The organism is Acinetobacter sp. WCHA55, assembly GCF_002165305.2.
Classification (GTDB): domain Bacteria; phylum Pseudomonadota; class Gammaproteobacteria; order Pseudomonadales; family Moraxellaceae; genus Acinetobacter.
In genome coordinates this window covers 354,208-376,925 of the sequence record NZ_CP032286.1, presented here as the reverse complement: position 1 = coordinate 376,925, position 22,718 = coordinate 354,208, and the positions used below count along the sequence as shown (strand labels likewise).

Annotated in this window: 20 protein-coding genes; 11 read left to right on the top strand and 9 right to left on the bottom strand. The window is 41.1% G+C overall.

Annotated elements, in window-relative coordinates:
- Positions 1-7: 7 nt before the first annotated feature.
- Positions 8-2,425 carry a hypothetical protein gene (locus tag CDG62_RS04520; RefSeq protein WP_087527354.1) on the bottom strand — a complete coding sequence of 806 codons (2,418 nt, stop codon included), beginning with the start codon at positions 2,423-2,425 and terminating at the stop codon, positions 8-10.
- 231 nt (positions 2,426-2,656) lie between these two features.
- Here CDG62_RS04520 and CDG62_RS04515 point away from each other — a divergent pair, with 231 nt between their 5' ends.
- A complete protein-coding gene (locus tag CDG62_RS04515) occupies positions 2,657-4,480 on the top strand; it encodes an acyl-CoA dehydrogenase C-terminal domain-containing protein (protein WP_087527353.1) in 1,824 nt (607 codons plus the stop codon).
- Between the two features lie 62 nt (positions 4,481-4,542).
- Here the strand turns inward: CDG62_RS04515 and hchA are convergent, their stop codons facing one another.
- From hchA to hemW, 4 genes are all read right to left on the bottom strand, one after another.
- The gene (hchA, locus tag CDG62_RS04510) at positions 4,543-5,412 is read right to left on the bottom strand and encodes a glyoxalase III HchA (RefSeq protein WP_087527352.1); all 870 of its coding nucleotides are present in this window, start codon (positions 5,410-5,412) and stop codon (positions 4,543-4,545) included.
- 467 nt (positions 5,413-5,879) lie between these two features.
- A protein-coding gene (locus CDG62_RS04505) for an IS4-like element ISAba1 family transposase (protein WP_085940648.1) occupies positions 5,880-6,970 on the bottom strand; the annotation gives its coding sequence in 2 pieces (ribosomal slippage) (positions 5,880-6,430 and positions 6,430-6,970; 1,092 coding nt in all).
- Positions 6,971-7,536: 566 nt separating this feature from the next.
- Entirely contained in the window at positions 7,537-8,841 is a 1,305-nt protein-coding gene (locus CDG62_RS04495) for a DUF1254 domain-containing protein (RefSeq protein WP_087527346.1), read from the bottom strand.
- Positions 8,842-9,138: 297 nt separating this feature from the next.
- Positions 9,139-10,293: a radical SAM family heme chaperone HemW gene (gene hemW / locus CDG62_RS04490; protein WP_087527345.1), complete on the bottom strand. Its 1,155-nt coding sequence runs from the start codon at positions 10,291-10,293 to the stop codon at positions 9,139-9,141.
- Between the two features lie 124 nt (positions 10,294-10,417).
- Here hemW and CDG62_RS04485 point away from each other — a divergent pair, with 124 nt between their 5' ends.
- Together CDG62_RS04485 and CDG62_RS04480 are read left to right on the top strand one after the other, a co-directional pair.
- Positions 10,418-10,879 (top strand): DMT family transporter, encoded by a 462-nt coding sequence (locus CDG62_RS04485; RefSeq protein ID WP_087527344.1) that lies wholly within the window; start codon positions 10,418-10,420, stop codon positions 10,877-10,879.
- Positions 10,880-10,980: 101 nt separating this feature from the next.
- Positions 10,981-12,282, top strand: a complete 1,302-nt coding sequence (locus CDG62_RS04480) for an MATE family efflux transporter (protein ID WP_087527351.1) — start codon at positions 10,981-10,983, stop codon at positions 12,280-12,282.
- A gap of 45 nt (positions 12,283-12,327) precedes the next feature.
- On the opposite strand, the gene CDG62_RS04475 is transcribed toward CDG62_RS04480, so the two are convergent.
- The gene (locus tag CDG62_RS04475; protein WP_087527343.1) at positions 12,328-12,537 is read right to left on the bottom strand and encodes a DUF1737 domain-containing protein; all 210 of its coding nucleotides are present in this window, start codon (positions 12,535-12,537) and stop codon (positions 12,328-12,330) included.
- Between the two features lie 193 nt (positions 12,538-12,730).
- Between CDG62_RS04475 and CDG62_RS04470 the strand changes: the two genes are divergently transcribed.
- Positions 12,731-14,029, top strand: coding sequence for an ABC1 kinase family protein (locus tag CDG62_RS04470; RefSeq protein WP_087527342.1), 1,299 nt, complete (start codon positions 12,731-12,733; stop codon positions 14,027-14,029).
- Positions 14,030-14,162: 133 nt separating this feature from the next.
- Positions 14,163-14,417 carry a type B 50S ribosomal protein L31 gene (locus CDG62_RS04465; protein ID WP_086208998.1) on the top strand — a complete coding sequence of 85 codons (255 nt, stop codon included), beginning with the start codon at positions 14,163-14,165 and terminating at the stop codon, positions 14,415-14,417.
- A 117-nt stretch (positions 14,418-14,534) separates the two neighbouring features.
- On the opposite strand, the gene crcB is transcribed toward CDG62_RS04465, so the two are convergent.
- A complete protein-coding gene (crcB, locus tag CDG62_RS04460; RefSeq protein WP_087527341.1) occupies positions 14,535-14,912 on the bottom strand; it encodes a fluoride efflux transporter CrcB in 378 nt (125 codons plus the stop codon).
- 221 nt (positions 14,913-15,133) lie between these two features.
- Between crcB and CDG62_RS04455 the strand changes: the two genes are divergently transcribed.
- Positions 15,134-15,466 (top strand): HopJ type III effector protein, encoded by a 333-nt coding sequence (locus CDG62_RS04455; RefSeq protein WP_087527340.1) that lies wholly within the window; start codon positions 15,134-15,136, stop codon positions 15,464-15,466.
- A 212-nt stretch (positions 15,467-15,678) separates the two neighbouring features.
- Here CDG62_RS04455 and CDG62_RS04450 read toward each other — a convergent pair whose 3' ends face one another.
- Positions 15,679-16,239 carry a hypothetical protein gene (locus tag CDG62_RS04450; RefSeq protein ID WP_087527339.1) on the bottom strand — a complete coding sequence of 187 codons (561 nt, stop codon included), beginning with the start codon at positions 16,237-16,239 and terminating at the stop codon, positions 15,679-15,681.
- A gap of 174 nt (positions 16,240-16,413) precedes the next feature.
- On the opposite strand from CDG62_RS04450, the gene CDG62_RS04445 reads away from it, so the two are divergent.
- Positions 16,414-17,058, top strand: a complete 645-nt coding sequence (locus CDG62_RS04445) for a class I SAM-dependent methyltransferase (RefSeq protein ID WP_087527338.1) — start codon at positions 16,414-16,416, stop codon at positions 17,056-17,058.
- A 63-nt stretch (positions 17,059-17,121) separates the two neighbouring features.
- On the opposite strand, the gene CDG62_RS04440 is transcribed toward CDG62_RS04445, so the two are convergent.
- A complete protein-coding gene (locus tag CDG62_RS04440) occupies positions 17,122-17,595 on the bottom strand; it encodes a Holliday junction resolvase-like protein (RefSeq protein ID WP_087527337.1) in 474 nt (157 codons plus the stop codon).
- A 123-nt stretch (positions 17,596-17,718) separates the two neighbouring features.
- Between CDG62_RS04440 and CDG62_RS04435 the strand changes: the two genes are divergently transcribed.
- The 4 genes from CDG62_RS04435 to yccS all read left to right on the top strand — a co-directional run bounded on the left by CDG62_RS04435 (position 17,719) and on the right by yccS (position 22,685).
- On the top strand, positions 17,719-18,363 hold the full coding sequence (locus CDG62_RS04435; protein WP_004977991.1) for a ParA family protein: 645 nt from the start codon (positions 17,719-17,721) through the stop codon (positions 18,361-18,363).
- Between the two features lie 137 nt (positions 18,364-18,500).
- Positions 18,501-19,622, top strand: coding sequence for an AI-2E family transporter (locus tag CDG62_RS04430; RefSeq protein ID WP_162904056.1), 1,122 nt, complete (start codon positions 18,501-18,503; stop codon positions 19,620-19,622).
- Positions 19,623-19,767: 145 nt separating this feature from the next.
- Positions 19,768-20,319, top strand: a complete 552-nt coding sequence (gene sodC / locus CDG62_RS04425; RefSeq protein WP_087527335.1) for a superoxide dismutase family protein — start codon at positions 19,768-19,770, stop codon at positions 20,317-20,319.
- Between the two features lie 215 nt (positions 20,320-20,534).
- Complete coding sequence (gene yccS, locus CDG62_RS04420; protein WP_087527334.1) at positions 20,535-22,685, top strand: YccS family putative transporter; 2,151 nt, start codon at positions 20,535-20,537, stop codon at positions 22,683-22,685.
- The last annotated feature ends 33 nt before the right edge of the window (positions 22,686-22,718 follow it).

Below are 22,718 nucleotides of genomic sequence, written 5' to 3'. Positions count from 1 at the left end.
TTTCAGATTAGTTCATGTGTTTCTGTACAGCCTTATAGGTCTCGTAATAAATCGAGTCGCTAAAGAAGTCATCATGTTCAAGCTTCAAACCTTGCAACGATTTTTCTGTCAATTGACCTTTTAAATCATCTGCAAATGCTTTAGCAAGGACTTGTGCAGTCTGAGTCAAATATGCGCTCTGCTCTTGGTCAATTTCATAAGTATCGGTAAATTTGTCTTGATAAACATGTGCGAAGAGTGCCTGCTTGGTCTTGTATTTTTTAACCAAGTCTTTCCATTGCTGACTTTCTTGTGCTTCGTCTAGGGCATCTTCAACAATATTCGCGACACGTTCGCCCAACTCGTCAAAGTCTTGTTCATATTGTAAAGCATGTTTTTGACGTAACTGATTCAGACGTTTAAGTGCTGCACCCTTCAGCTCTGCAATATCCATGAACTCGTAGGCATACACTTCTGAAATTTCATTGATGGTCGCTGAGCTATAGTAACGAATATATTCTGGACGCTGTGCAGCAAACATCAAAGCAAATACCGCTTGGTACGCTTTGACTTCAGAATGCTGACGTGCATAGCTTTGCTGTGCTGCCTGCTGATAATAATCTGAAATAGACTTAGGTAATTCTGTTATGCTTGATGATGCGCTCTCTGTACTTGATGAATCTGCCCCTAACGGACCCAGCATGCCTTTCACTACATTTTCCAGCAGTGAACCTTTAGACACTTCCTCAATCGATTTCGCATTTCTTAATGCTTGACGGTCAATCGTTGTCGCACTGCCATAATTAAACACCTGATTGGTGCTCTTAATTTGTAGCTTACCAATTTGCTCATCGCTAATCACAATGTTGTAATCCATGTTCTGTGCACGACCTTTTTGATCGAGTCCAACATCCATCACAAACGGTGAACGCTCGCTACCCAGTTGTGCCATTATCGGTGTAATTTCAGCCTGATGTTTTTGCCAAAGCTGTCTAAAGCTTTGTGCATCTACCAGTTGTTCTGTTTGATACGCAGTAAAGAGTGGCTTCAACGCTTCCAAAACATTGGTCGCCGCTTGTCCAAAGCTCTCTTCATCTACAGATTCATTGGTTACTTTAGGTGCAAGTACATCAATATCTTGATAATCACGGCATGCGGTCACTTTACCAATAGGAATGTTCTTGCTGTTGATGAGAGCATCGCAAGCTTCTTCAGACAGTGTATTGGGTGCTGCAGAAGTAGACACTTCAGTTGCTGTATCATCAGCATCTTCTGTCGTGGCTTGCGCATAAGCCACATCTGCTGCTGCATCAACCGTAGCATCGGCGGTGACACCTACAACAATTTCTTGTTCATCACTATGCCCATAACCACTCAGTTTCTGCATTTTTTGGTTTACCAAATGACTAACACGTTCGAGTGAATCATAGGCTGGGTCTTCACTTGCACTACTTGCAGCCATCTCGGCTGCATCAGCCGCTTCTGCTGCCACATCCGCTGCGCTTGGCGTTTTAGCAGCGTCTTCGATCAGACTCTCAGCATCAAAAGCTTGTATCTGTTGGGTATAGTGCAGTTTATTGACGTATTCAAATAAGCCCAATTGTACTTGTGCTGTTTCTAAGTCACCCATATAGCGAATTTTTTTGCTTAGCCCCGCTTCTTTTTCTGACTTGCTTAAATCCACACTATGCACCTGATTTGGCTCTGCCAATGCATAAGGTAAGGCATTCATTTGCTTTAAATATTCTGCAAATTTCTTAAAATCAATATGGCCAAATGCATCTTTATGCTTAGAAAAGTCAATGTAGGCAAAACGATCCTGACTTTCACGGTTCACCATGAACGGCATAAAAGCAAAGTAGTTGGTGTAAAACTTATAATCATTAAAATCAACCACCATCGGCAACTGTGCTTGCACTTGTAGGGTTGGTTTTTGATAACTTAACTGTAAAGTTAATGCCGCCAATTTTTGACGGAAATGCACAGAGCCTTGATAACTAAACTGTAAATCATTGAGTAAATTCACCAATGATTCTGCAATTTGCGTGCGAGCTGAACGTGATTCACCACTGCCATACAGCGATGCATACGGATTTTGTTCACGCGCAAGAGCATCATACAAAGCTTGTTTTTCTTTGGCTGTAAACGAAATCTTTTGATTTTTTAATAATTGATCTAACTGCTTTTTCAACTCTGGGTCTAAATTAGCCCCATTTGACTGAGTATTCGACTTAGAATTTGTCTTGGGTTCATTAAAATTAAAGTCAGATTGAATAGAAAACTGACCTTTAAAATCATAGCTAGCATTTTCAAACATGGCATTAAGGCCATGCGTAGCTTGTTGCCCCAACTGCTGATCTGAAGAGGCATTGGATTTAATGACATGCTGAGTACACCCACTGATACTCAAACCCAATAAACAAAGTGTTATATATTTTAAGCGCATAATACTTGCTGAAAACCTGAGTTAATTATAGTTTATTAAAAAAGTACATGATCAAAAGACCATCGAGTCAGTGTAACAGAACTGTCTTTTTAGATTGATGATTTTATCTACCAATTCGCTTTTCTGACATTTTCTCAAGTCGGATCTATCAATGTATTTTGATACGATGTATGAATAATGAAATGATCGATTTAAATAATCCAATACTATTTCTAAATTAGGATTACACACATGCCTGCATATAAAGCTCCCTTACATGATATTCGCTTCTTAATGAATGAAGTGCTGGACTATCCTGCACATTATCAAACCCTATCGAATGGTGAGGCTGCCGACGCTGATACGGTAGATATGATCTTAGAAGGCGCAGCAGATTTTTGTGAAAATATTTTATCTCCTTTAAACCAATCAGGTGATGAAGAAGGTTGTACCTTCGACAATGGTGAAGTAAAAACACCAAAAGGCTTCAAAGACGCTTATGACCAGTTTGTCCAAGGTGGCTGGCAAGGTTTGTCTTTCCCTGAAGAATTTGGCGGTCAGAACCTACCGCAATCATTAAACCTGATTAAATCGGAAATGATGGGCACAGCAAACTGGTCTTTCCAAATGTATCCAGGTTTAAGCATCGGCTGTATGAACACCATTTTACAGTTTGGTACAGACGAACAGAAAAATCTGTATATGCCGAACTTGGTAGCAGGTACATGGTCAGGCACCATGTGTTTAACTGAGCCACAGTGTGGTACAGACTTAGGGCAAGTGAAGACCAAAGCAGAACCAAATGCTGATGGCACTTATAACATCTCAGGCACTAAAATCTTCATCTCTGCGGGTGAGCAAGATTTAACTGAAAACATCATTCACATCGTACTTGCGCGTCTTCCAGATGCACCTGCAGGCACCAAAGGAATTTCACTGTTCATTGTGCCTAAATTCTTAGTCAATGCAGACAGCAGCCTCGGTGAACGTAACCCTGTGACCTGTGGTTCAATTGAACATAAAATGGGGATTCGTGCTTCTGCAACCGCAGTATTGAACTTTGATAATGCTGTCGGTTACTTGATTGGTGAGCCAAACAAAGGCTTACATGCCATGTTCACCTTCATGAACACCGCACGTATTGGTACAGCAATTCAAGGCATTGCGCATGCTGAGCTTTCTTTCCAAGGTGCACTGCCATATGCCAAAGAACGTATGTCAATGCGTGCACTTTCTGGCAAGAAAGACCCTGAAAAAGTCGCTGATGCCATCATTCACCATGCTGACGTTCGCCGTATGTTGCTCACACAAAAAGCGATTGCTGAAGGCGGTCGTTCAATGATTTATTATGCAGCACAAATTGCCGACAAAATGGCGGATGCGCTTGAGCGTGGCGATACTGCTGCATTTGAAGCACATGATGATCACTTAGGTTTCTATACCCCAATTTTAAAAGGCTTCTTAACTGAATTAGGCTTGGAAGCTGCAAACCACGGTATGCAAGTCTATGGTGGTCATGGCTACATTAAAGAATGGGGCATGGAGCAAATTGCACGTGATGCACGTATTGCAACACTGTATGAAGGCACCACAGGAGTTCAAGCGCTGGACTTAATTGGTCGTAAAGTACTGCTAACCTCTAAAGGTAAAGTGATTCGCGACTACACTGCTGAAATTCTGAAATTCTGTGGTCAACATGCTCGCAACAAATACATGCGTCGTTTTGCTTGGGATTTAACTAAGCTTTGCGCGCAATGGAATGCTTTAACTGTTCGCATCATGCTGGCGGCTCGTAAAGACCGTGACATTGTGTCATCTGCATCTGTGGATTTCTTGATGTTCTCGGGCTATGTAATGATGGCTTACTTCTGGGCTCAACAAGCGGCTGTAGCTTCTGCTAAATTGGCATCAGGTGAAGGCCAAGAAACACCTGAATTCTATAAAGCAAAAATTAAAGTTGCAGACTTCTATTTCGAACGTTTATTACCACGTACCCAAGGACATGCTGAAGCAATGGTCAATCCTTCAAAAACCATGACGTCATTGGCTGCTGAACACTTTAGCTTTGATTACTAATTAACAGTATCAGACCGATAAAAAAGAGCGCCTAGGCGCTCTTTTTTATGAAGCATATAATTTTACTGAACTTCAGCCAAAAGTGCTTGAGCAGCCATTTTACCCAAAGTATTTGAGGCCAAAGGACTATCTCCCGTAATTAACTTACGGTCTTGAATACACTGTCCCGACATCTCTTTATTGACCACTTCAACACCCAACTTTTCTAAGCGATCTGCCAGTAACCACGGTAACTCCCCCGGCATATAACCAATGTCTAGGTTTGCCCCTTGATCGAGTGCATCGGGGAAAACACACATTTTATACCCTTTAAAAATATAGTTCTCGGGGGCTTCATTAACCGCGGCTGCCAATAAGCCGGCTGGCCCATGACACAACGAAATAACAAATTTATCTTTTGCCACCGCCCACTTCAATAAGGTTTTTAAGTCTTCACTGTCAGGTAGACCAATTAAAGCACCATGCCCACCGGGAATAAGAACAGCCAAATAGGGAGAGTCATCACCCAAACTGTTTTTCAGTACATCTACCAGTTTTAAAGGTTTCTTAAATTGGGCTAAGTATTTTTGGAATGTTGCAGGTACGACAGCATCTTCATGGGGCATCGCCCACATTTCAAGTTTAACGGGATTGCCCGAGAGTGTGGCAATATCAATATCAAAGCCCGCACGGTCTAAATGATACATCGGCAGTAAAGTCTCTACAGGGTGGTTGCCTGTGGAGAAGAATTTGCCATTTTTCATCAGTAGATAACGCTCATCGCTTGCGACCATCAAAATTTTTTTATGCCCAATATAGGGTGTTGGATAGTCGGTTCCATCAAAGTCCGTTTTACTGGCGGTGTATTGGGAAAGTGAATAAGGTGATGGAAAAAACGCATTATCTTCAGCTAAATCAGGGCTTGGATTACGGTCTTGGTTGGTCTGTGCCATGCTGATTCTCCTTTATTATTGCTTGGTTATTTTCAGTTTTACAAACCTATAGTTCTGTACTACAGCTCATTTATTCAGCATAACAAAGTTTCAAAATGGCTCTGTTTTAAGATGTAAATATAAACTTGTGCTTATGGCAAGACAAAAAGTCGGACAATAAAAAACCCCGACATCCTGTCGAGGTTTTTCGTATTAAGTGCTGAGGTATAACTCCTGTCCTACCTTCATCCTTGAGCTGATCTTTATTGTTATTCTATTGGAGCATCCTGCTCTCTATGGTTGTATTTTAGAAAACTGACAGGCAGACGTATATACGCAAAAAGCGGGAATTGATGTAAGCCAATTCATACAAATGAATCAAAAATAGTTGACCATTTAACAACTGATGATTACTAACTTACTTAATTCCACACGCAGGTATTCTTTAGCCTTTATGTTTTAATTCATTTCTCTGTACACGACAAATTTCACAGAACCCTTATCCTATCAGGATTCTGCTTTCTTAAAATTGCCAAAATTTCCTTAAACTCTTCTTTTTTCCCAAAACCAATTAAACGCTGAATCGCCATTTGAACATAGTCTAAACCATAGCGAAATAAACTCATTGAGAGTCGTCCATGCTTCTTTATTTTTATCGCTTTTTTTTGATTATGTTGCCATTCACCCGTTAAGTAACACCAACAGAAGCTTATAGCTAACACCGCAATCAATTTTTTCACTCGTCTAGGGTCTGTCAAGCGCGTATTTTCAAGATTAAACCCGCGTCCTTTGAGACAACTGAATAAGGTTTCAATTTCCCAGCGTAATGCATAATCCTGAATAGCATTGGCATTAAACTGAGGAGAAACGACGAGTAAAAGCTCTCCATTTTCTAACTGTAGTGCACTTATATATAGTTTCACCCGACCAACCAAAATCCGTCGTTTACGACATTCAATTTGACCAACTTTAAGATGGCGAAATAAATCACTAATTTTATGATTCTTTCCTAAATGATTGGTGACAATGAAGTTTTTTTAACACGAATGCAGAAGTTGATGTCTTGTTCAATTAACCATGTAAACCACTGCTCACCGATAAACTCTCTGTCTGCGAACACATTCACAATACGGTCTTTACCAAAAATGGCTATAAAGCGTTGAATCAAAGCAATACGCTCTTTCGTATCTGAATTTCCACGTTTATTAAGCAATGTCCAAAGGATAGGTATCGCTATTCCACGATAAACGATTGCGAGCATCAGGATATTAATATTTCGTTTTCCCCATTTCCAATTGGTTCTATCTAAAGTCAGTTGCACTTGGTCGAATGAAAACATATTGAAAATCAACTGAGAAATTTGACGATAATCAAAATACTGACCTGCAAAGAAGCGCTGCATACGTCGATAAAATGATTGTGGTAAACACTTGATGGGCAAGGCTTTAGATGCAGAAGAAAGATTACATGTTTGCTTTAAAATAATCACAAGCATGATGAGCGCAAAGCACTTTAAATGTGACTTGTTCCATTTTAGAGATTTGTTTAAGATAAGATATAACTCATTGAGATGTGTCATAGTATTCGTCGTTAGAAAACAATTATTGTGACATTATTTCAATGAGTTATCTATTTTTGTCGTGTACAGAGAATTCATTTGAATATTTAGCTGGGTTTAAACCTGATGAGAAAGCAATATCATTTTTAAAAAATTTGAAAACGATATTCATATTTGAGATATCAATCGCTTGATCGAACTCGCTCAACCCGTTCAAGTCAAACAAGTTCCGCTATCAAACATCTGGGATAGAAGAAGCTTATTGGTATCCAGATGTCACCCAACCACTCAAGACATTATTGCGCATATGTAACTTCTAGAGGCAGATTTAGCTTACCTCGTCATTTTATGTGCTCAAGGCCGATTAATGGGTGGCACGCATAGAGTGGGAAAAGCAAAATTTTAGGCAAGAAGTATTTTTTTGCGGTTCAATTTGATACAAATCCGTAGCCTGACTTTATCAATATCCATGAAGATGATCTGATCTATGATGATTTAATGAATTAAAAATAGTTGGAATTAATACAAGATTAAAAAAAGCCCAGAACTAAAGTCTGAGCTTTTTAAAAGATTATTAAATAAAAGTCTTATTTCACCACTTGGATGACTGGCATTGGGTACTTACCATCTTTAATGTCTTTATCAGGACCGTACATACGTAAAATGATATAGCTGTCTTTATTCGGAATTGGTAAGTAGTTCGGATTATTGGCATTGGCTTTTTCATCTGAACTTAAATCAATGGTGTACATACCATCTGCACCTGGTTTAAGGGTACGGTCACCACGGCTATGACGGTTCATTTCATTGTGTGCCATGAGTCGGTCATCCGAGCCATAGACAGTGAATGACCAGAACTGGCTCACGTTTGGTGCTTTGAAATGGATTTTGTATTTCTTACCATTTGAGCCATTAATTTTTTTACCATCTGAACCAAGTTCAGTTTTTAAGTAAACGGTTTCATCTGGTGGTAAGCCCCATTGACCTAAATACGTACCTTCAGCAAATAGATCGCGTTGCATATCACTCAATTGTGCACGCGTACCAAGTAATTTACCTGAGTTGGTCATTTTCGGTGCAAGATCCACAATATGCTTCATACCCAACTTTTCACCGACTTTGGCAGCTGCCAGTTGCTCTTGAGTAAACTTATAATTACATGGCGCAATCCCCATCGCCTTGTATTGGCTAACCCATTTCTTGTCGGCTTCTGCCATGGTGCCTTCACATAACATGAAGTTAACACGCTCTAACCATGAAGTTTTGGCAGGGTCTGGATAGGTTCTGACTTTTTGCTCTGGTCCAGCTACACCTAAATACTCAGATAAGGTACGGATGTTCCATTGATCCATGTAGTTAAGGGCTTTTTTCTCATCTTCTTTGTTGGTCGCCATAATACGACCCATCATTTTTTGTAAATCAGATTCAACATAAATCACTTCATCTACGCTGTCTGGTACAGTGCCTTTCCAGTTTTTAAGCGCAAACATGAAACGACCACCTTTGGTACCGCGTGTACGTGCACCAATCATGGCTGTGGTGTAGTGCCCCATATCCATGGTATGTAGAATCCAGTAACGGCCTTTATCAAAATCAGGAATACTCACAATGACAGGTTCTGCACCAACGTCCAACCAGCCCATTAAATGCAGAGTGTCGTTATTAATGGTTGGATGTGCTTTATAGGTATCATCGGCAAGATGGCGAATGTTTTGGAAACGGTTTAATGGTGTTTTGGTTTCAACTGCTGTTTCATAGAAAAATTTATAGGCTTCATCAATTGAGTAACCATATAAATAAGCATCTTCTGCTAATTTGTCAGGAATTGCTGCATTGGACATAGAACTTACCGCTCCAAGCATCATAAGGGAAAGAAGTGCTGTTTTTTTCATGTTATCACCTTTGTTTTATAAATTTTATAGTCAGCTTATCACTTTTTTTTTCTGCTTCACTATCCAAACGAATGGTTTTAAATCTAAATGAAAAGTTTTTCATCCAAGATTTTATGATTTTTCTAAACGTAGTCTTTGCCATTTTCTTCTGTTAAAAGTTCGTATTAAACTTTTGATTAAATGAAAAACGGCATATGTATTCCCTCCATATATGGATGAATAAATATGCCTCATTAAAAAGTAGACTACTTTAAAACTCCTATCATCGTAGATTTGAGTTTTTGGCATGTATAAGGCTTAGATAAATTCTTCCAATATTGAGTTTAAAAATACATGCCCCTGCTCGGTGCACGCTAAACGCGTCACATCATCCACCATTAATTTTCGACTGCGCAGTGCGTCTAACGTTTCAGCCAAACTATCCACATTCAAACCTGTCCGCTGCGCATAATTTTCAACTGCAACCCCATCATTTAAACGCAAAGCATTCATCATAAATTCAAACGGTAATTCATCTGCTTCGATCCTTTTCCACTGCACATGCTCCGCAGGGACTTTAGCCAAATAATCTTTAGGCAAACGAGTTTTTTGGAAACGATAGACCCCATCTGGCCGGGTCACTTTAGCATGTGCACCTGCACCAATCGCCAAATAGTCGCCAAACTGCCAGTAATTCAGGTTATGTGCAGAAGGTAATTCCTTACGCCATGCCGAAACTTCATAGTTGATAAATCCCTGCGCTTTTAAATAAGTTTCACCCTGGGTCTGAATCTCTTCAAGCACGTCATCCGCTGGTAAAATCGGTTGGGTTCTAAAAAACACCGTATTCGGCTCAATTGTGAGTTGATACCACGAAATATGGGTTGCACCATTGTCCACGGCAAGCTTCAAATCAAGTAGAGCTTGCTCTAAAGTCTGCTCAGGTAAGCCATGCATCAGGTCGACATTAATACGTTTAAAACCAGCATCACGCGCTAAACCAATGGCTGAAATAGCATCACTATTGCTATGAATACGCCCCAATTTTTTTAAGTGTTCCGTGTTAAAACTTTGCACCCCAATCGAAAGCCGATTAATGCCTGCTGCCAAATAATCTGCAAAAGGGTCATGTTCCACTGTACCCGGATTGGCTTCTAAGGTAATTTCACAGTTCGTCTCAAACGGCAGTAATGCTTTGAGCTGAGCAAATAACCATTGATACCCTTGCGCTGAAATGAGGGACGGTGTTCCGCCGCCAATGAACACACTATGAATGTGACGCCCTTGAGCAAACTCAAGCTGAGTTTTAAAGTCCTCAACCAAAGCATATAAATATTCTTGCTCTAGATCTAAAGACAGTTTGCCATCTGGGACTGCGTGCGAGTTAAAGTCGCAATAAGGACACTTACGCACACACCACGGCATATGAATGTATAAAGACAACGGAATATTTGCAGGATATAAATCAGTCAAGGAAGGGACTCTAAAGCACAGCGGTAATCTTGCATATTTTAACATGACTGCATCAAGACACTTATGAAATCTGTGTAGATTTGGATTAGACTGATAAAAAGACAAGAAGAATGAATGGTTTAAAATGATGAAAATATCGAGCCAATTGCTGTTTATGTTACCACTGGCCTTTGGTATTGGCATTGCTATGACTTTTCAAACGGCGCTAAATACACAACTCCGAGAATATTTATACTCCCCGCTGCAAGCCGCATTATTATCTTTCTTCATTGGTACCTGCGTTTTAGCGGTTTTGGTTGCACTCCAACCCGTCGATAAACCACAGTTACATGATTTTTCCAATATTCCTTGGTACTTATGGCTAGGTGGTTGTTTAGGGGTTTATGCCATCAGTATAAGCATCTATACTGCGCCTAAATTAGGCTTTCTCACGTTTTCAGGTTTGGTTATTTTTGGACAAATCCTGACTTCGATGATTTTTGACCATTATGGTCTACTGGGTACCGAAAAAACGCCTGTAAATTGGCAGCGTTTACTTGGTGGCGTCGTAATTTTTATTGGTGTGCTTCTCACTTTACAACGCTGAATTTATTTAGACCAAGCACATGATGAATATGAGTAATTTTTGTGTCGACTACAAATAAAATCACCTCCCATCGTTTCGAATTAAAAAAGTTATTGGTGTTAATGCTTCCCATCCTGATCACGCAGTTTTCTCAAGCGGGTCTCGGATTGATTGATACCATCATGGCAGGGCATTTATCTCCGACCGATTTAGCCTCAATTGCTGTCGGGGTCGGTTTATGGATCCCCGTAATGTTGCTGTTCAGCGGCATCATGATTGCCACCACACCATTGGTCGCCGAAGCCAATGGCGCACGTACCCCTGAAAAAATCGCCACTATTGCCCGTCAGTCACTTTGGGTGGCCTTTATTTTGGGAAGTATTGCAGGTTTAATTTTACAAAGCATGCCACTGTTACTGCCCCTCATGGGTGTACCTGCAAACTTACTGCCTAAAGCCAGCCTATTTTTACATGCCATTGGCTTTGGCATGCCTGCGGTAACGATGTATGCAGCACTGCGTGGATACTCAGAAGCACTCGGCCACCCACGTCCTGTGACCGTCATTAGTTTAGCCGCTTTGGTTCTTTTGGTTCCGCTGAACTTTGTGTTTATGTATGGGTTCGGCCCGATTCCAGCGCTGGGTTCGGCAGGCTGTGGATTTGCCACTGCCATTTTACAGTGGATCATGTTTTTCACCTTGGCCACTTACATTTTTAAAGCCTCAGCGTACCAAAAAACTCAAGTATTTAGCACTTGGGAGAAGATGGATCGTTATTGGATCGAGCGTATTTTAAAACTCGGTTTACCCATTGGTTTAGCTATTTTCTTCGAAGTCAGTATTTTTAGTACCGCTGCAATTATTCTCAGTCCACTGGGGGAAACCATTGTAGCCGCGCATCAGATTGCAATGTCAGTCACCTCTCAACTGTTTATGATTCCGATGTCCCTTGCCATCGCCCTGACCATTCGTGTTGGGACTTACTATGGCGAAAAAAACTGGATCGCAATGCGAAAGGTGCAAAAACTCGGACTCGCTACGGGTACAGTTTTGGCGCTGATGACCATGTTGCTGATTGCACTGTTTCGTCCTGAAATTGTGGCAATTTATACCTCTGATCATGAAGTATCAGAAGTTGCGATGTATTTACTGCTGTTTGCACTTGCCTACCAGCTAATGGATGCTTGGCAAATTAGTGCCGCAGGTTGTTTGCGTGGTATGCAAGACACCAAAGGCCCAATGTGGATCACCATGATTGCCTATTGGATTGTGGCTTTTCCAGTCAGCATTTATTTGGCACGTTATACCAACATAGGTGCAGCAGGCGTATGGATTGGGTTGATTGTGGGTTTAAGCGTAGCATGTGCCCTACTCTTGCTTCGACTTTATAACAACAATAAACGTCTCAGTCAGGACTATCACTAAAACCTTGATTTGAATAGGAGGGTTAAATACTCTCCTATTCATCTCTTACAGTTGTGCCAAAGCATCTTTCAGCCCCTGTGGTACTTCACTTTCATTCTCTACTTCTTTGACCACCACCTGCCCTACGATTACCTCATTGCCATTAAAGGTCATGGTGGGTGAACCATACAAACTATAGCCTTCATTCAATGCTTTGGTCACGCGCGCACAAAACTGCACATCATCCTTACCTGTAAAATAACGATAAACTTTCATTTATTTCATACTCAAAATTCTTCGCACAGTGTAACGCGATTTTTAAATATAAAGGCATCCTGTGTACAATTCACTCAACTGACCACTATTATTTAAATAGAAACATCAGCTTAACAATTTAAAGTAGGCAGTTTAGCATTTGTCGCCTATGATCAAATCTGAGATGTAATGAAAATGCCCCGAGGAATATCGCATGGCAAATACGACTCGTACGCCCAGTCGTCGCTTTATGAAACTTGCCAGCATGACGGCAAGTATTGCAACCAAGACTGTGACCAATTCAATTAGAAACTTCAATGCCGATGAAGATAAAAAAAATGCGGCGCGCAGTCAGCTTTTTCAGGACATTGGACTTCAAATTGCAGATACCTTAGGTGAAATGAAAGGTGCTGTAATGAAAGTTGGGCAAATTGCATCTCAGTACAAAGACATTTTCCCACCTGAAGTGGCACGCGCGATTAGTAAATTACAACGCCAAGCGCCAGCGATGCCTTTTAGCGAAATCAAAGCGCAGGTAGAAAAAGAACTGGGTAAACCGCTTAATCAAATTTTTACAGCCTTTGAAGAACAACCCTTTGCCGCAGCCTCAATAGGCCAAGTGCACAAGGCCACTTTGCCGAGTGGTGAACAGGTCGTGGTTAAAGTTCAGTATCCAGGTGTAGAAGAAGCCTGTGAAAGCGACTTAAAACAAGTCCGTTTAGCGCTCCGCTTAATGGGTGTACTCAAAATTGACCGTAAGCTACAAGATCAACTCTTTAAAGAAATTCAGGACAGTTTAGACAACGAACTAAACTATCAAATAGAAGCGCAAAACTTAGAGGTCGCACGCACCTTTCATCAGGCCCTAGACCATAAGATTATTATTCCTCAAGTCTATAAAGATTATTCGAGTCGGCATATTTTGACCTTAAGCTTGGAACAAGGCGAAAGCATTGAAACTGCCAGTACCTGGTCACAAGACACCCGGAATGAACTGGGACGTCGTTTATTCCGTGCCATTGGTCGTGAGATTTTCTTTTTAAAGCGCTTTCACTGTGATCCACATCCGGGCAACTTTGCCTTTCGTGAGGATGGTAGCGTGATCGTGTATGACTACGGCGGTGTCAAAACCCTATCGACTGAAATCGTGATGCATTTTAAACAGCTGATTCAAGCAGCGCGTGACAGTAATATCTTGGCCATGGAACAACAACTGACCGCTTTGCACTCCATGTCTGAACAAGGAAAATTTCCTGCCGAACTGTATGAAGCATGGTTAGAGGTATTGATGCGTCCCCTTACGACCATGTATGACTTTGCTGAGAACTCCGCGCATCATGATGGTATTGAACTGGTCAAACCATCGCTGAAATATTGGGATGTATTTAAACCTTCCCCCGATACGCTGATGGTCAATCGTACGGTGTCTGGACATTACTGGAACCTGATTCATCTCAAAGTCCACGACAACCTTAATGATCTATTCGAAGAGTTGGTACCGCCCACAGCTTAAATAATGACGATAGCTGAGAACAAAGCCAATGCAACTCCAATAAACCCAGTTACATAAAGTCATTGGGTTTATTTTGACTTTAATATTGTTATATTATAACATTTCAAAAATAATAGATTTAAGGAGATGCCGTATGCGTGCCAATATTCATCCAGAGTACCGCGAAGTGCTATTTCACGACACCAATGCCGATGCATTTTTCATTATCGGTAGTACATTACAAAGTAACCAAACCCGTGAGCATGAAGGTAAAACGTATCCTTATGTCAGTTTGGATATTTCAAGTGCTTCACATCCGTTTTATACCGGTGAACAACGTCAAACCAGTAATGAAGGTCGGGTTGCAAGCTTCAATAAACGTTTCGCGCGTTTCAAACGCTCACAATAATTTCATTTTTCTTTAAGCTATACGCGTTATAGTAAAGATATCAAGAAGCCTAAGACCTCCTCCAGCTTAGGCTTCTTTTTTTATGCCTTCAATTGCGACAATGACGGTCTAAAATATTTAAGGCTTAAAAAGGCTGTCGAGTAAATAGAATCCTATTCCAAGTACAATCACGCCCACCACTAAACTTGATAATGCATAACTCAAAGCGAGTAGCATTTGCCCCTGTCTCAGTAATTGAAACGTTTCGAGGCCAAAACTCGAAAATGTCGTAAAACCACCCAATATGCCCACCATCAAAAATAAACGCACTTCTTGTTGAAGTACTGGATATTTTTGACTGAGTGCAAAAAATAGTCCCGCAGTAAAACAACCGATAATATTGATCCACCACGTCGGCCATGGAAAGCTCATATTCGGTTTGAAGAGCAATAAGCCTGCACCATAGCGTAAACAGGCCCCTATTCCTCCCCCCATTGCCACCAAGATCCAATTCATTTAATTGCCCTATTTTTCGCAAAAGCTGTATGGATAAGTCCAAAGTTATCCACAGTTCATCAATACTAGACCTATTAAACCCGAATCAATCTACCAACATCAAGGCTTTTCAAGCTTAAGCCGATTCTTAAAATAAGCTCAAAAGTTTTCTCAAATGCAAAACTCCCAAACATGCAATTTTTGGGTATGATGTGGCCATAAATTTAGTCGGAAATAGACGTATGGCACAGGTATTATTGGCTCAGCTTGCAGCGGGCGAAGCAAAATTTTCAGATGTATTGGCTTTTATTGAAGCAGCCTATACACATACACCAACTGCATTTAAAAATGGTTTGCAGCACAATGCGGCAACTGAAAACCAAGGCAGCGCAAAAGTGTTTTCGTTTGCACAGCTTCACGGTCTCGATCAAGCGCAAACTTTAAGCCTATTTGCAGAACACTATGTTTCTGTTTTAGCGACACCTGATGCAACAGATCATCAAAATATTCGTCAGTTCATGTTGAATGGGTGGGATGGTATTGAGTTTGACGGTACGGCTTTGACTGCAAAATAAAGATGAAAAACCACGTTCAAGCAACTTGAACGTGGTTAAAAAAATATAAAATTAATTTTATTATCAGTTATTTATAAAAACCATTAACATTGATACATCTATAAGCATCCACAGATTTGACAAATAAGTTTCACGTGGAGCAATAATTCTATGGTTATTAATTGCCTAAAAATTAAAACAGCACGATGAAGTAACTCAGCACTACTTCCACATTACCCCTTTACCCGTTCGATCCATTGGATTGAGCTAACCCGAAATACTTCACATGCACCATCGCCCGTATCGGTCGGGGTTAAGGATGAAGTCCAAACCATATCTTTGTCTTTAATTTCAACCAACTCACCTTTTAAACGAACCAAGTCACCACGTTTTACATCCTTAATTTGTTTCGCAATTTCAGGATTGGCTGGAATGATGTGCATATTCGAAACCATCTGCATCGCTTGCTCAGCAGGGACAGGCAGACGATCAATTTTCCAATTGAGATAACGGTCGTATTGATTCACAGTAATATGTCGTGCAATTTCAGGCTCAGCAAATAACCCCCAACTCACGGCATAGTCAATTGGGGAGAACTTCGCTTGCTCATCTTCCGAATAGGTCTTTGAACCCAAAATTCGAAAATCCCCTTTAAACGGTTTCAATACAGAAATAGATTGATCCTTTGATGCTGGTGCAAGACCTTTAGCAATGTTGTAATCTACAGTGGCACTGGCACTAATCGGCAACAGTAAACTTGAGAGTAAACTGAGTAAGATAAATTTAGATTTCATTGCACACCTCATTCCTATCAACCTAGGAAAATACGAACCTATTTTCATCTTAGTCGAGTTTCCTGAAAAGAAGCTTATGAACTTAGTAACATTGTGAACGAATTATGCAGTCTACTTTGAGCCACGGCATTTTTAAGTTAGGCTAGAGCTGAAGACCAGCACTCCAAAATAATCATGCTTTATAAATATTATCAACAACACATTTTTCCACATATATTAAATCAGGTCATGCAAGTGCCCAGTTTAATGGACAAGCGTCGTGAACTACTTTTACCAATTCAAGGAGAGGTATTGGAAATTGGTTTTGGTACAGGGCTGAATCTGCCTTTTTATCAAAATATCGATACGGTCTTTGCCCTTGAACCCAGTCCTGAAATTTATCATTTGGCTTTAGCGCGAGTACAAGCAACAGCCTTTGAAGTACACCATGTACAAGCCCGTGCGGAAAAACTACCTTTTGCTGACCATAGCCTTGAACATGTAGTCAGTACGTGGACGTTGTGTAGTATTGCTGAGCTTGAACAAGCTTTGGCCGAAATATATCGGGTACTGAAACCGGGTGGCACCTTACATGTGGTTGAGCACGTATTAAACACCAATAATCTGTATATTCAGCGCCTACAACAGTTACTCACGCCTGTGCAAAAGCATTTAGCCGATGGCTGCCATCTCAATCGAAATATTGAACAGGCCTTAAAAGCAGCAGGATTTAATATAATAGAACAGCACTACTTTTATGCCAAAGGTATTCCGAAACTCGGACAACTGATGTTTTTTGCACGTGCGCAAAAGCCACATTCAAGCAATAAACTATCTTAGCTATGTAAAAAAGCATCTGCTCTCTCTCAAGCAAGATGCTTTCATTGATAGTCATCACGAAGCTTATTCGACTGTATCGAAGTCAATGCGGACCGTTTCAAAACGAACCCGTCCTGCTTGAATCGCTTGTGCAATGGCCACTTGTCCTTTGGTTAGCCTCGCCCCACCGCTTTTAATATCAATGAGAACAATTTCAATATCCTCTGGTCGCCCCTCACCATCACGTAGGTCGGTATAGCCATCAAACACCACATAGTCGACAGGATCACCCAAAAACTTGGCATCGCTGGGTAAGTATTCAAACTGCGGCATAATCGGTGCCAATTGCTCCGCCATTTTGCCTTTAAGCACCGCACGACTGGTATTGACACTGCGCTTTTGTGCCTGAGCCAAAGCCTGCTGATGCTCTAATTCTAATTCAGCTATGTAGCGCTCATATTCTGCTTTGATGCGTCCATTTCGGCTGTGACTTAAAACAAGGGTGGTCAAAACCACACCAATTACTGCACCGATCAACATTGCCATCCATATGGACATGGTTCTTTCCTAACTTTGTGCTACAGGTAGCAAGATTTAAACTTACGACTTTGGTTTGGTGCCATATGCGACACACAAAAGAATGATATGCTAGGGGTGAGCAGAATAAAATCATTTAAGGTCATGAAAACGATATTAATTGCAAACCAAAAAGGTGGCTGTGGCAAAACGATAACCGCAATTAATTTAGCGTCAGCACTTGCACAGAAAGGTTATAAAGTCGCTTTGGCTGATGCGGATAATCAAAAATCTGCTCGTCAGTGGTTAAAACAACGCCCAGAGCAAGTGGCACATATTCAAAGTTTAGATTGGCGCCATGAAAAATCCATTGGTGAAGTGCCTAAAAATATTGAATATTTAATTATTGATGCGCCAGGCGCACTGTCTGGTGAACATGCCGAACAACTGGTGAGTGAAGCACATGCGATTGTGACGCCACTGCAACCCTCGTTTTTTGATATTGACAGTACCCGTCGGTTTTTAAAGCATTTACAAGACATTAAACGCATTCGTAAAGGCAAAGTGCAAATTTTGCTTTTGGCCAATCGGGTTAAAGCCAACAGCGCCAGTGCCAAAGACATTCAGGACTTTTTTGCAAAAATTGAACAGCAACCTGTTGCATGGATTTCAGAGCGTACTGCGTATGGCCAATTGGCAATGCAAGGTTTAAGTGTATTTGATAAAACACAAAAGAATTACCTCTCTATTCAAAGCCAATGGCAGCCGCTGCTCAACGCCATTGTCGATGACCCAAGTGCTTGGTTCTAAAATATTTTGCTATAGATAAAGCAGAACTATTTCCTATTTAAAGTCGGTTATTCACGAGAACTTACTAAGGGTACGTTCTCGTGCGCATTTTTTTCAGTTAATATGACTTTGACCTTAGAGATATAGCAGTGAATACCGTGCAACGATACGCACCAGCCTTACAAAAAGTATTATTATTTGGACTGATTTTTATTCTGTTCTATTTGAGCTTCCAAGTCCTGAAATACTTTATTGTACCTGTGCTTTGGGCTACGATTATTGCCTACATCACATGGCCTTTATATCACTCAGTACAGAAACTTTGTGGACCACGTCCAACCTTAAGTGCCACCATTATGATCAGTATGGTGGTATTGGTTGTTGGTATCCCACTGACCTTTGCTATCTTTATGTTACAGCATGAAGGCCGTAACCTGTTTTATGAACTACAAAGACAAGTATTCTCAGGTCATTTAGATGTCCCGCAATTTATTCGGGACTTGCCGATTATTGGTAAAGAGGTCACTCGTACTTTAAAAGAAATTAATACCGATCCAAACAGTATTATACAGAATGTCTCAGGCTGGTTCCAAAGCCACTTAAGCTATGGACGTTTGGTGTTGAGTGAAATCAGTAAAAATATTTTTAAACTCTGTTTTGCAGTAATGTCGTTGTTCTTCTTCTATCGTGATGGACAAACCATTTTAAATCAGGTCAGTAAAGCACTCGAAATGGTGATTGGACCACGTATACACCACTATTTAGATACTATTTCCGAAACTACACGTGCTGTAGTCTATGGGGTTGGCCTAACTGCAATTGCGCAAGCACTTTTGGCAGGCATCAGTTACTTTGTTGCAGGCGTTCCCAATCCAATGGTACTGACCATTGTCACCTTCTTATTTGCACTGATTCCATTTGGCCCTCCTGTCGCTTATAGTGCCGTATCACTGTGGTTGTTCTCACAAGGCCAGACCATTGAAGCGATTGGGGTGATGGTGTGGGGAGTTTGTGTCGTCAGCACAGCAGACAATGTGATTCGTCCTTTGGTGATCTCAGGTGCAACGCAAATTCCATTCTTACTCATTATGTTTGGTGTGTTGGGTGGTTTAGCCAGTTTTGGTATGGTCGGCCTATTTGTCGGACCCGTGATTCTAGCGGTACTGTTAGCCATTTGGCGCGAATGGTTACATGAACAAGTCAATGAACCGCTGATGATGCCAAAAGCGACCTTGGCTTATGATCCACCTGAAGAGCCTTTAGATACACCCAAAAAATAAGTGCAGTGAAATGACTTGAACGCATGCTTTTCTCGAAAGTATGCGTTTTTTTATGTCAGATACAAAAACACTCTACGGACAACATTGAACCGAAGCCCTGCCTTTGTTTGAATGGTTCTGAATTTTAAGGAAAAAAGGATCCAACATGTTGTCTTCTGCTTTCAAACTCAGCGCACTTATGACTTTAATCGGTTTAGGGACTGTGGCATGTACGACTACACCCACTGAAACCAACACCATGGTCAAAGACGTCGATGTACACGCCGTTTCAACTGCGGGTGTGGGACAAAAAATTGGTACTATTCGTTTTACTGACAGCCCTGCTGGCCTAGTTATTCAAACCAATTTAAGCCAGCTTCCGCCGGGCCCACATGGTTTTCACATCCATGAAAAAGGCTCATGTGATGTGGCTGAAAAAGAAGGGAAACCAGTTGCAGCTTTAGCTGCTGGCGGACATTTTAACCCCGAAAAAGCACCCAATCACGGTACACCGCTCAACGGTCATATGGGTGATTTACCCATCTTGAATGTCAACTCAGCAGGTAATGCAAAAGTTAATTTACTCGCTCCTCGCTTAAGTTTAGCTGACATTGAGGGCTTGGCTGTGATGGTACATGCGGGTGGCGATAACTATTCAGACACCCCTAAACCACTTGGCGGCGGCGGTGACCGTATCGCATGTGGCGTGATTAAATAAATCTATTGTTCCATGCACTGTGAAAAAAGCAGTGTTTTTCCCTCGTACCTGTGGATAAGTTTCGACTTATACGCAATGCAGCGGAGCCATGCTCTGCTGCATTTTTATTGTCATAGGTGAGTTTTTGATGCAATGGACCACAGCATTAAATTGACAGTGCCCTGAAAAAAGTTCAGGCTAAAACCAAAATAAAACTAAGCCTAGACTATTACATCGTGAACAATCTTCGTCAGTGGTTTCAGTCCTTTCAGTCCAATGCAATTTTTATGTATTGCTTGCAAATCTTGATTGTGCTGAGTGGTACAACCTTAGGGCTCTACTTTTTAGGACTGGGACAACTGATCGTACCGACGACGTTAGGTGCGATTGCAACTGCCTTAACTGACTTCGATGACCGACTTAGTATTCGTCTCAGAAACCTAGTCTATGTCTGCGTGCTGTTCTTTAGTGTCAGCAGTATTTTAGATTTCCTGCATCCCTATAAATTCATATTCATCATTTACTTATCGCTTTCTAGTGCCTGTTTTATCTTACTGGGGGCACTTGGACAACGCTATGCAGCGATGAGCTTTGGCACCATTTTACTCTCCTTATACAGCATGTTTGGCTTAGGAGAATATTCAGTTTGGTACTTTCAACCCAGTTGTTTTGTCTTGGGCGCATTGTGGTATGGCTGTACCGCCATTGTGTTTTATCTGCTAAAACCAACTTTGGCCGTTCAGGACAATCTAGCACGCTGTTTTAATCAAATTGCCGATTTGCTCAACGCAAAAGCACGTTTGTTTGACCCTGATAATCAAAACAATGTTGAAGCATTACTCTACGACTTATCCTTACAAAACAGCACAATTATTCAAAGCTTTAATAGCACCAAAAGTTCGCTGCTCACTCGACTAAAGGCCTCACGTGCCAACCAAAAGACGATTTATTGGCTGAATTTATACTTTCTGGCTCAAGACATTCATGAGCAAGCCAGCTCTAATTATTTACACTATGAACAGCTACATCAGAACTTCAGCCGTACAGATCTTATTTTCCGTATTCAAAAAAATATTCGGCTGCAGGCCCTTGCCTGTCAGGCATTGGCACGCTGTATTCTCAGCAATCAAATCTATGTGTCAGATCCCAATACGAATCAAGCATTGCTGAATTTACACAGTTCCATGCAAGACTGGATTCGAGACAATCCACATAATATTGAAGTCAAAAATCTACAACTGATTTTAAATAACTTAGACAGTGTGCATGAACGCTTTCAACACTTAAATGAACTGCAATTACGCCAAGAGCAACGCTATCAAGAACACATCGACAACCTCAACTTATACGATGATGATATTCATGGTTGGCATGATCTGTGGCTCAAACTCAGCCAACATCTCACCCCGCAGTCGGCACTGTTTCGACATGGGGTACGTATCGCCTTTGTCTTTACTGTAGGTTATGGCATTTCTCTTCTGCCTTTTGCCCAACATGGCTATTGGATTTTGCTCACCAGCTTATTTGTTTGCCAAATGCGTTACTTTGCCACCAAAAGTCGCTTAAAAATGCGAACCTTGGGCACCATTTTAGGGGTGATGTTAGGTATTCCTCTGCTGTATTTCGTCCCAAGTATTGAAGGGCAATTACTGCTGACCATCATTTTTGGGGTGTGCTTTTTCTATCTCAGTTCCAAGAAATATGCTATGGCAACTCTAATGGCAACACTCATGGTACTGCTGATTTTTAATTTAAAAGGTGCAGGTTATGCCATTATTTTACCGCGTATTATAGATACCCTCATAGGCTGTGCCATAGCTTGGTTCGCAGTGAGTTTTATTTGGCCCGATTGGGACTTCCGCAATATTTCCAACACCATTAAAAAAGCATCTGATGCAACCCTCAACTATTTCGATGCCATCTGTGAGCAATATCAACACGGCAAAAATAATAGTCTGGCTTACCGCAGTGCGCGTCGTACTGCGCATAATACCCAAACCGAACTGGCAAATATGATCTCCAGTCTCAGTACTGAACCGAATCCAAACCCAGAACTGATACACCATGCTTTTCGCTACTTGGTATATAGCCACAGTCAACTCAGCTATATTTCTGCTTTGGGCAGCCATCGTGAACTGGTACAAGACAACCAAGTACTGGAACTCATGCTCTGGTGTAAAAACACGCTGAATGACGTACTACTTCAGCATAAGACCTTACCTGAACTCGATATCCAGCAAAAACTGGCAGAGATTAAACACTTAAATACACAAGAAACAATGAGTCAGCACTTGCACTTGGTCCTCAAACAAATCAGCCTACTACTGGAAACCCTACCAGAATTGCTCAAATTGAAAACCGAACTACTCACCCGAGATATTAAATGAGTCATTAAATAATCCATCTCATACGAAGCCCTC

What these genes read in the sequence shown, in the direction of transcription:
- CDG62_RS04515 (WP_087527353.1), top strand. Translation starts at nt 2,657, where the DNA reads ATGCCTGCATATAAAGCTCCCTTACATGATATTCGCTTCTTAATGAAT.
- hchA (WP_087527352.1), bottom strand. Translation starts at nt 5,412, where the DNA reads ATGGCACAGACCAACCAAGACCGTAATCCAAGCCCTGATTTAGCTGAA.
- sodC (WP_087527335.1), top strand. Translation starts at nt 19,768, where the DNA reads ATGTTGTCTTCTGCTTTCAAACTCAGCGCACTTATGACTTTAATCGGT.
- CDG62_RS04440 (WP_087527337.1), bottom strand. Translation starts at nt 17,595, where the DNA reads ATGTCCATATGGATGGCAATGTTGATCGGTGCAGTAATTGGTGTGGTT.
- CDG62_RS04450 (WP_087527339.1), bottom strand. Translation starts at nt 16,239, where the DNA reads ATGAAATCTAAATTTATCTTACTCAGTTTACTCTCAAGTTTACTGTTG.
- CDG62_RS04455 (WP_087527340.1), top strand. Translation starts at nt 15,134, where the DNA reads ATGGCACAGGTATTATTGGCTCAGCTTGCAGCGGGCGAAGCAAAATTT.
- CDG62_RS04445 (WP_087527338.1), top strand. Translation starts at nt 16,414, where the DNA reads ATGCTTTATAAATATTATCAACAACACATTTTTCCACATATATTAAAT.
- CDG62_RS04435 (WP_004977991.1), top strand. Translation starts at nt 17,719, where the DNA reads ATGAAAACGATATTAATTGCAAACCAAAAAGGTGGCTGTGGCAAAACG.
- crcB (WP_087527341.1), bottom strand. Translation starts at nt 14,912, where the DNA reads ATGAATTGGATCTTGGTGGCAATGGGGGGAGGAATAGGGGCCTGTTTA.
- CDG62_RS04475 (WP_087527343.1), bottom strand. Translation starts at nt 12,537, where the DNA reads ATGAAAGTTTATCGTTATTTTACAGGTAAGGATGATGTGCAGTTTTGT.
- CDG62_RS04520 (WP_087527354.1), bottom strand. Translation starts at nt 2,425, where the DNA reads ATGCGCTTAAAATATATAACACTTTGTTTATTGGGTTTGAGTATCAGT.
- CDG62_RS04465 (WP_086208998.1), top strand. Translation starts at nt 14,163, where the DNA reads ATGCGTGCCAATATTCATCCAGAGTACCGCGAAGTGCTATTTCACGAC.
- CDG62_RS04495 (WP_087527346.1), bottom strand. Translation starts at nt 8,841, where the DNA reads ATGAAAAAAACAGCACTTCTTTCCCTTATGATGCTTGGAGCGGTAAGT.
- CDG62_RS04470 (WP_087527342.1), top strand. Translation starts at nt 12,731, where the DNA reads ATGGCAAATACGACTCGTACGCCCAGTCGTCGCTTTATGAAACTTGCC.
- CDG62_RS04480 (WP_087527351.1), top strand. Translation starts at nt 10,981, where the DNA reads ATGCTTCCCATCCTGATCACGCAGTTTTCTCAAGCGGGTCTCGGATTG.
- CDG62_RS04485 (WP_087527344.1), top strand. Translation starts at nt 10,418, where the DNA reads ATGATGAAAATATCGAGCCAATTGCTGTTTATGTTACCACTGGCCTTT.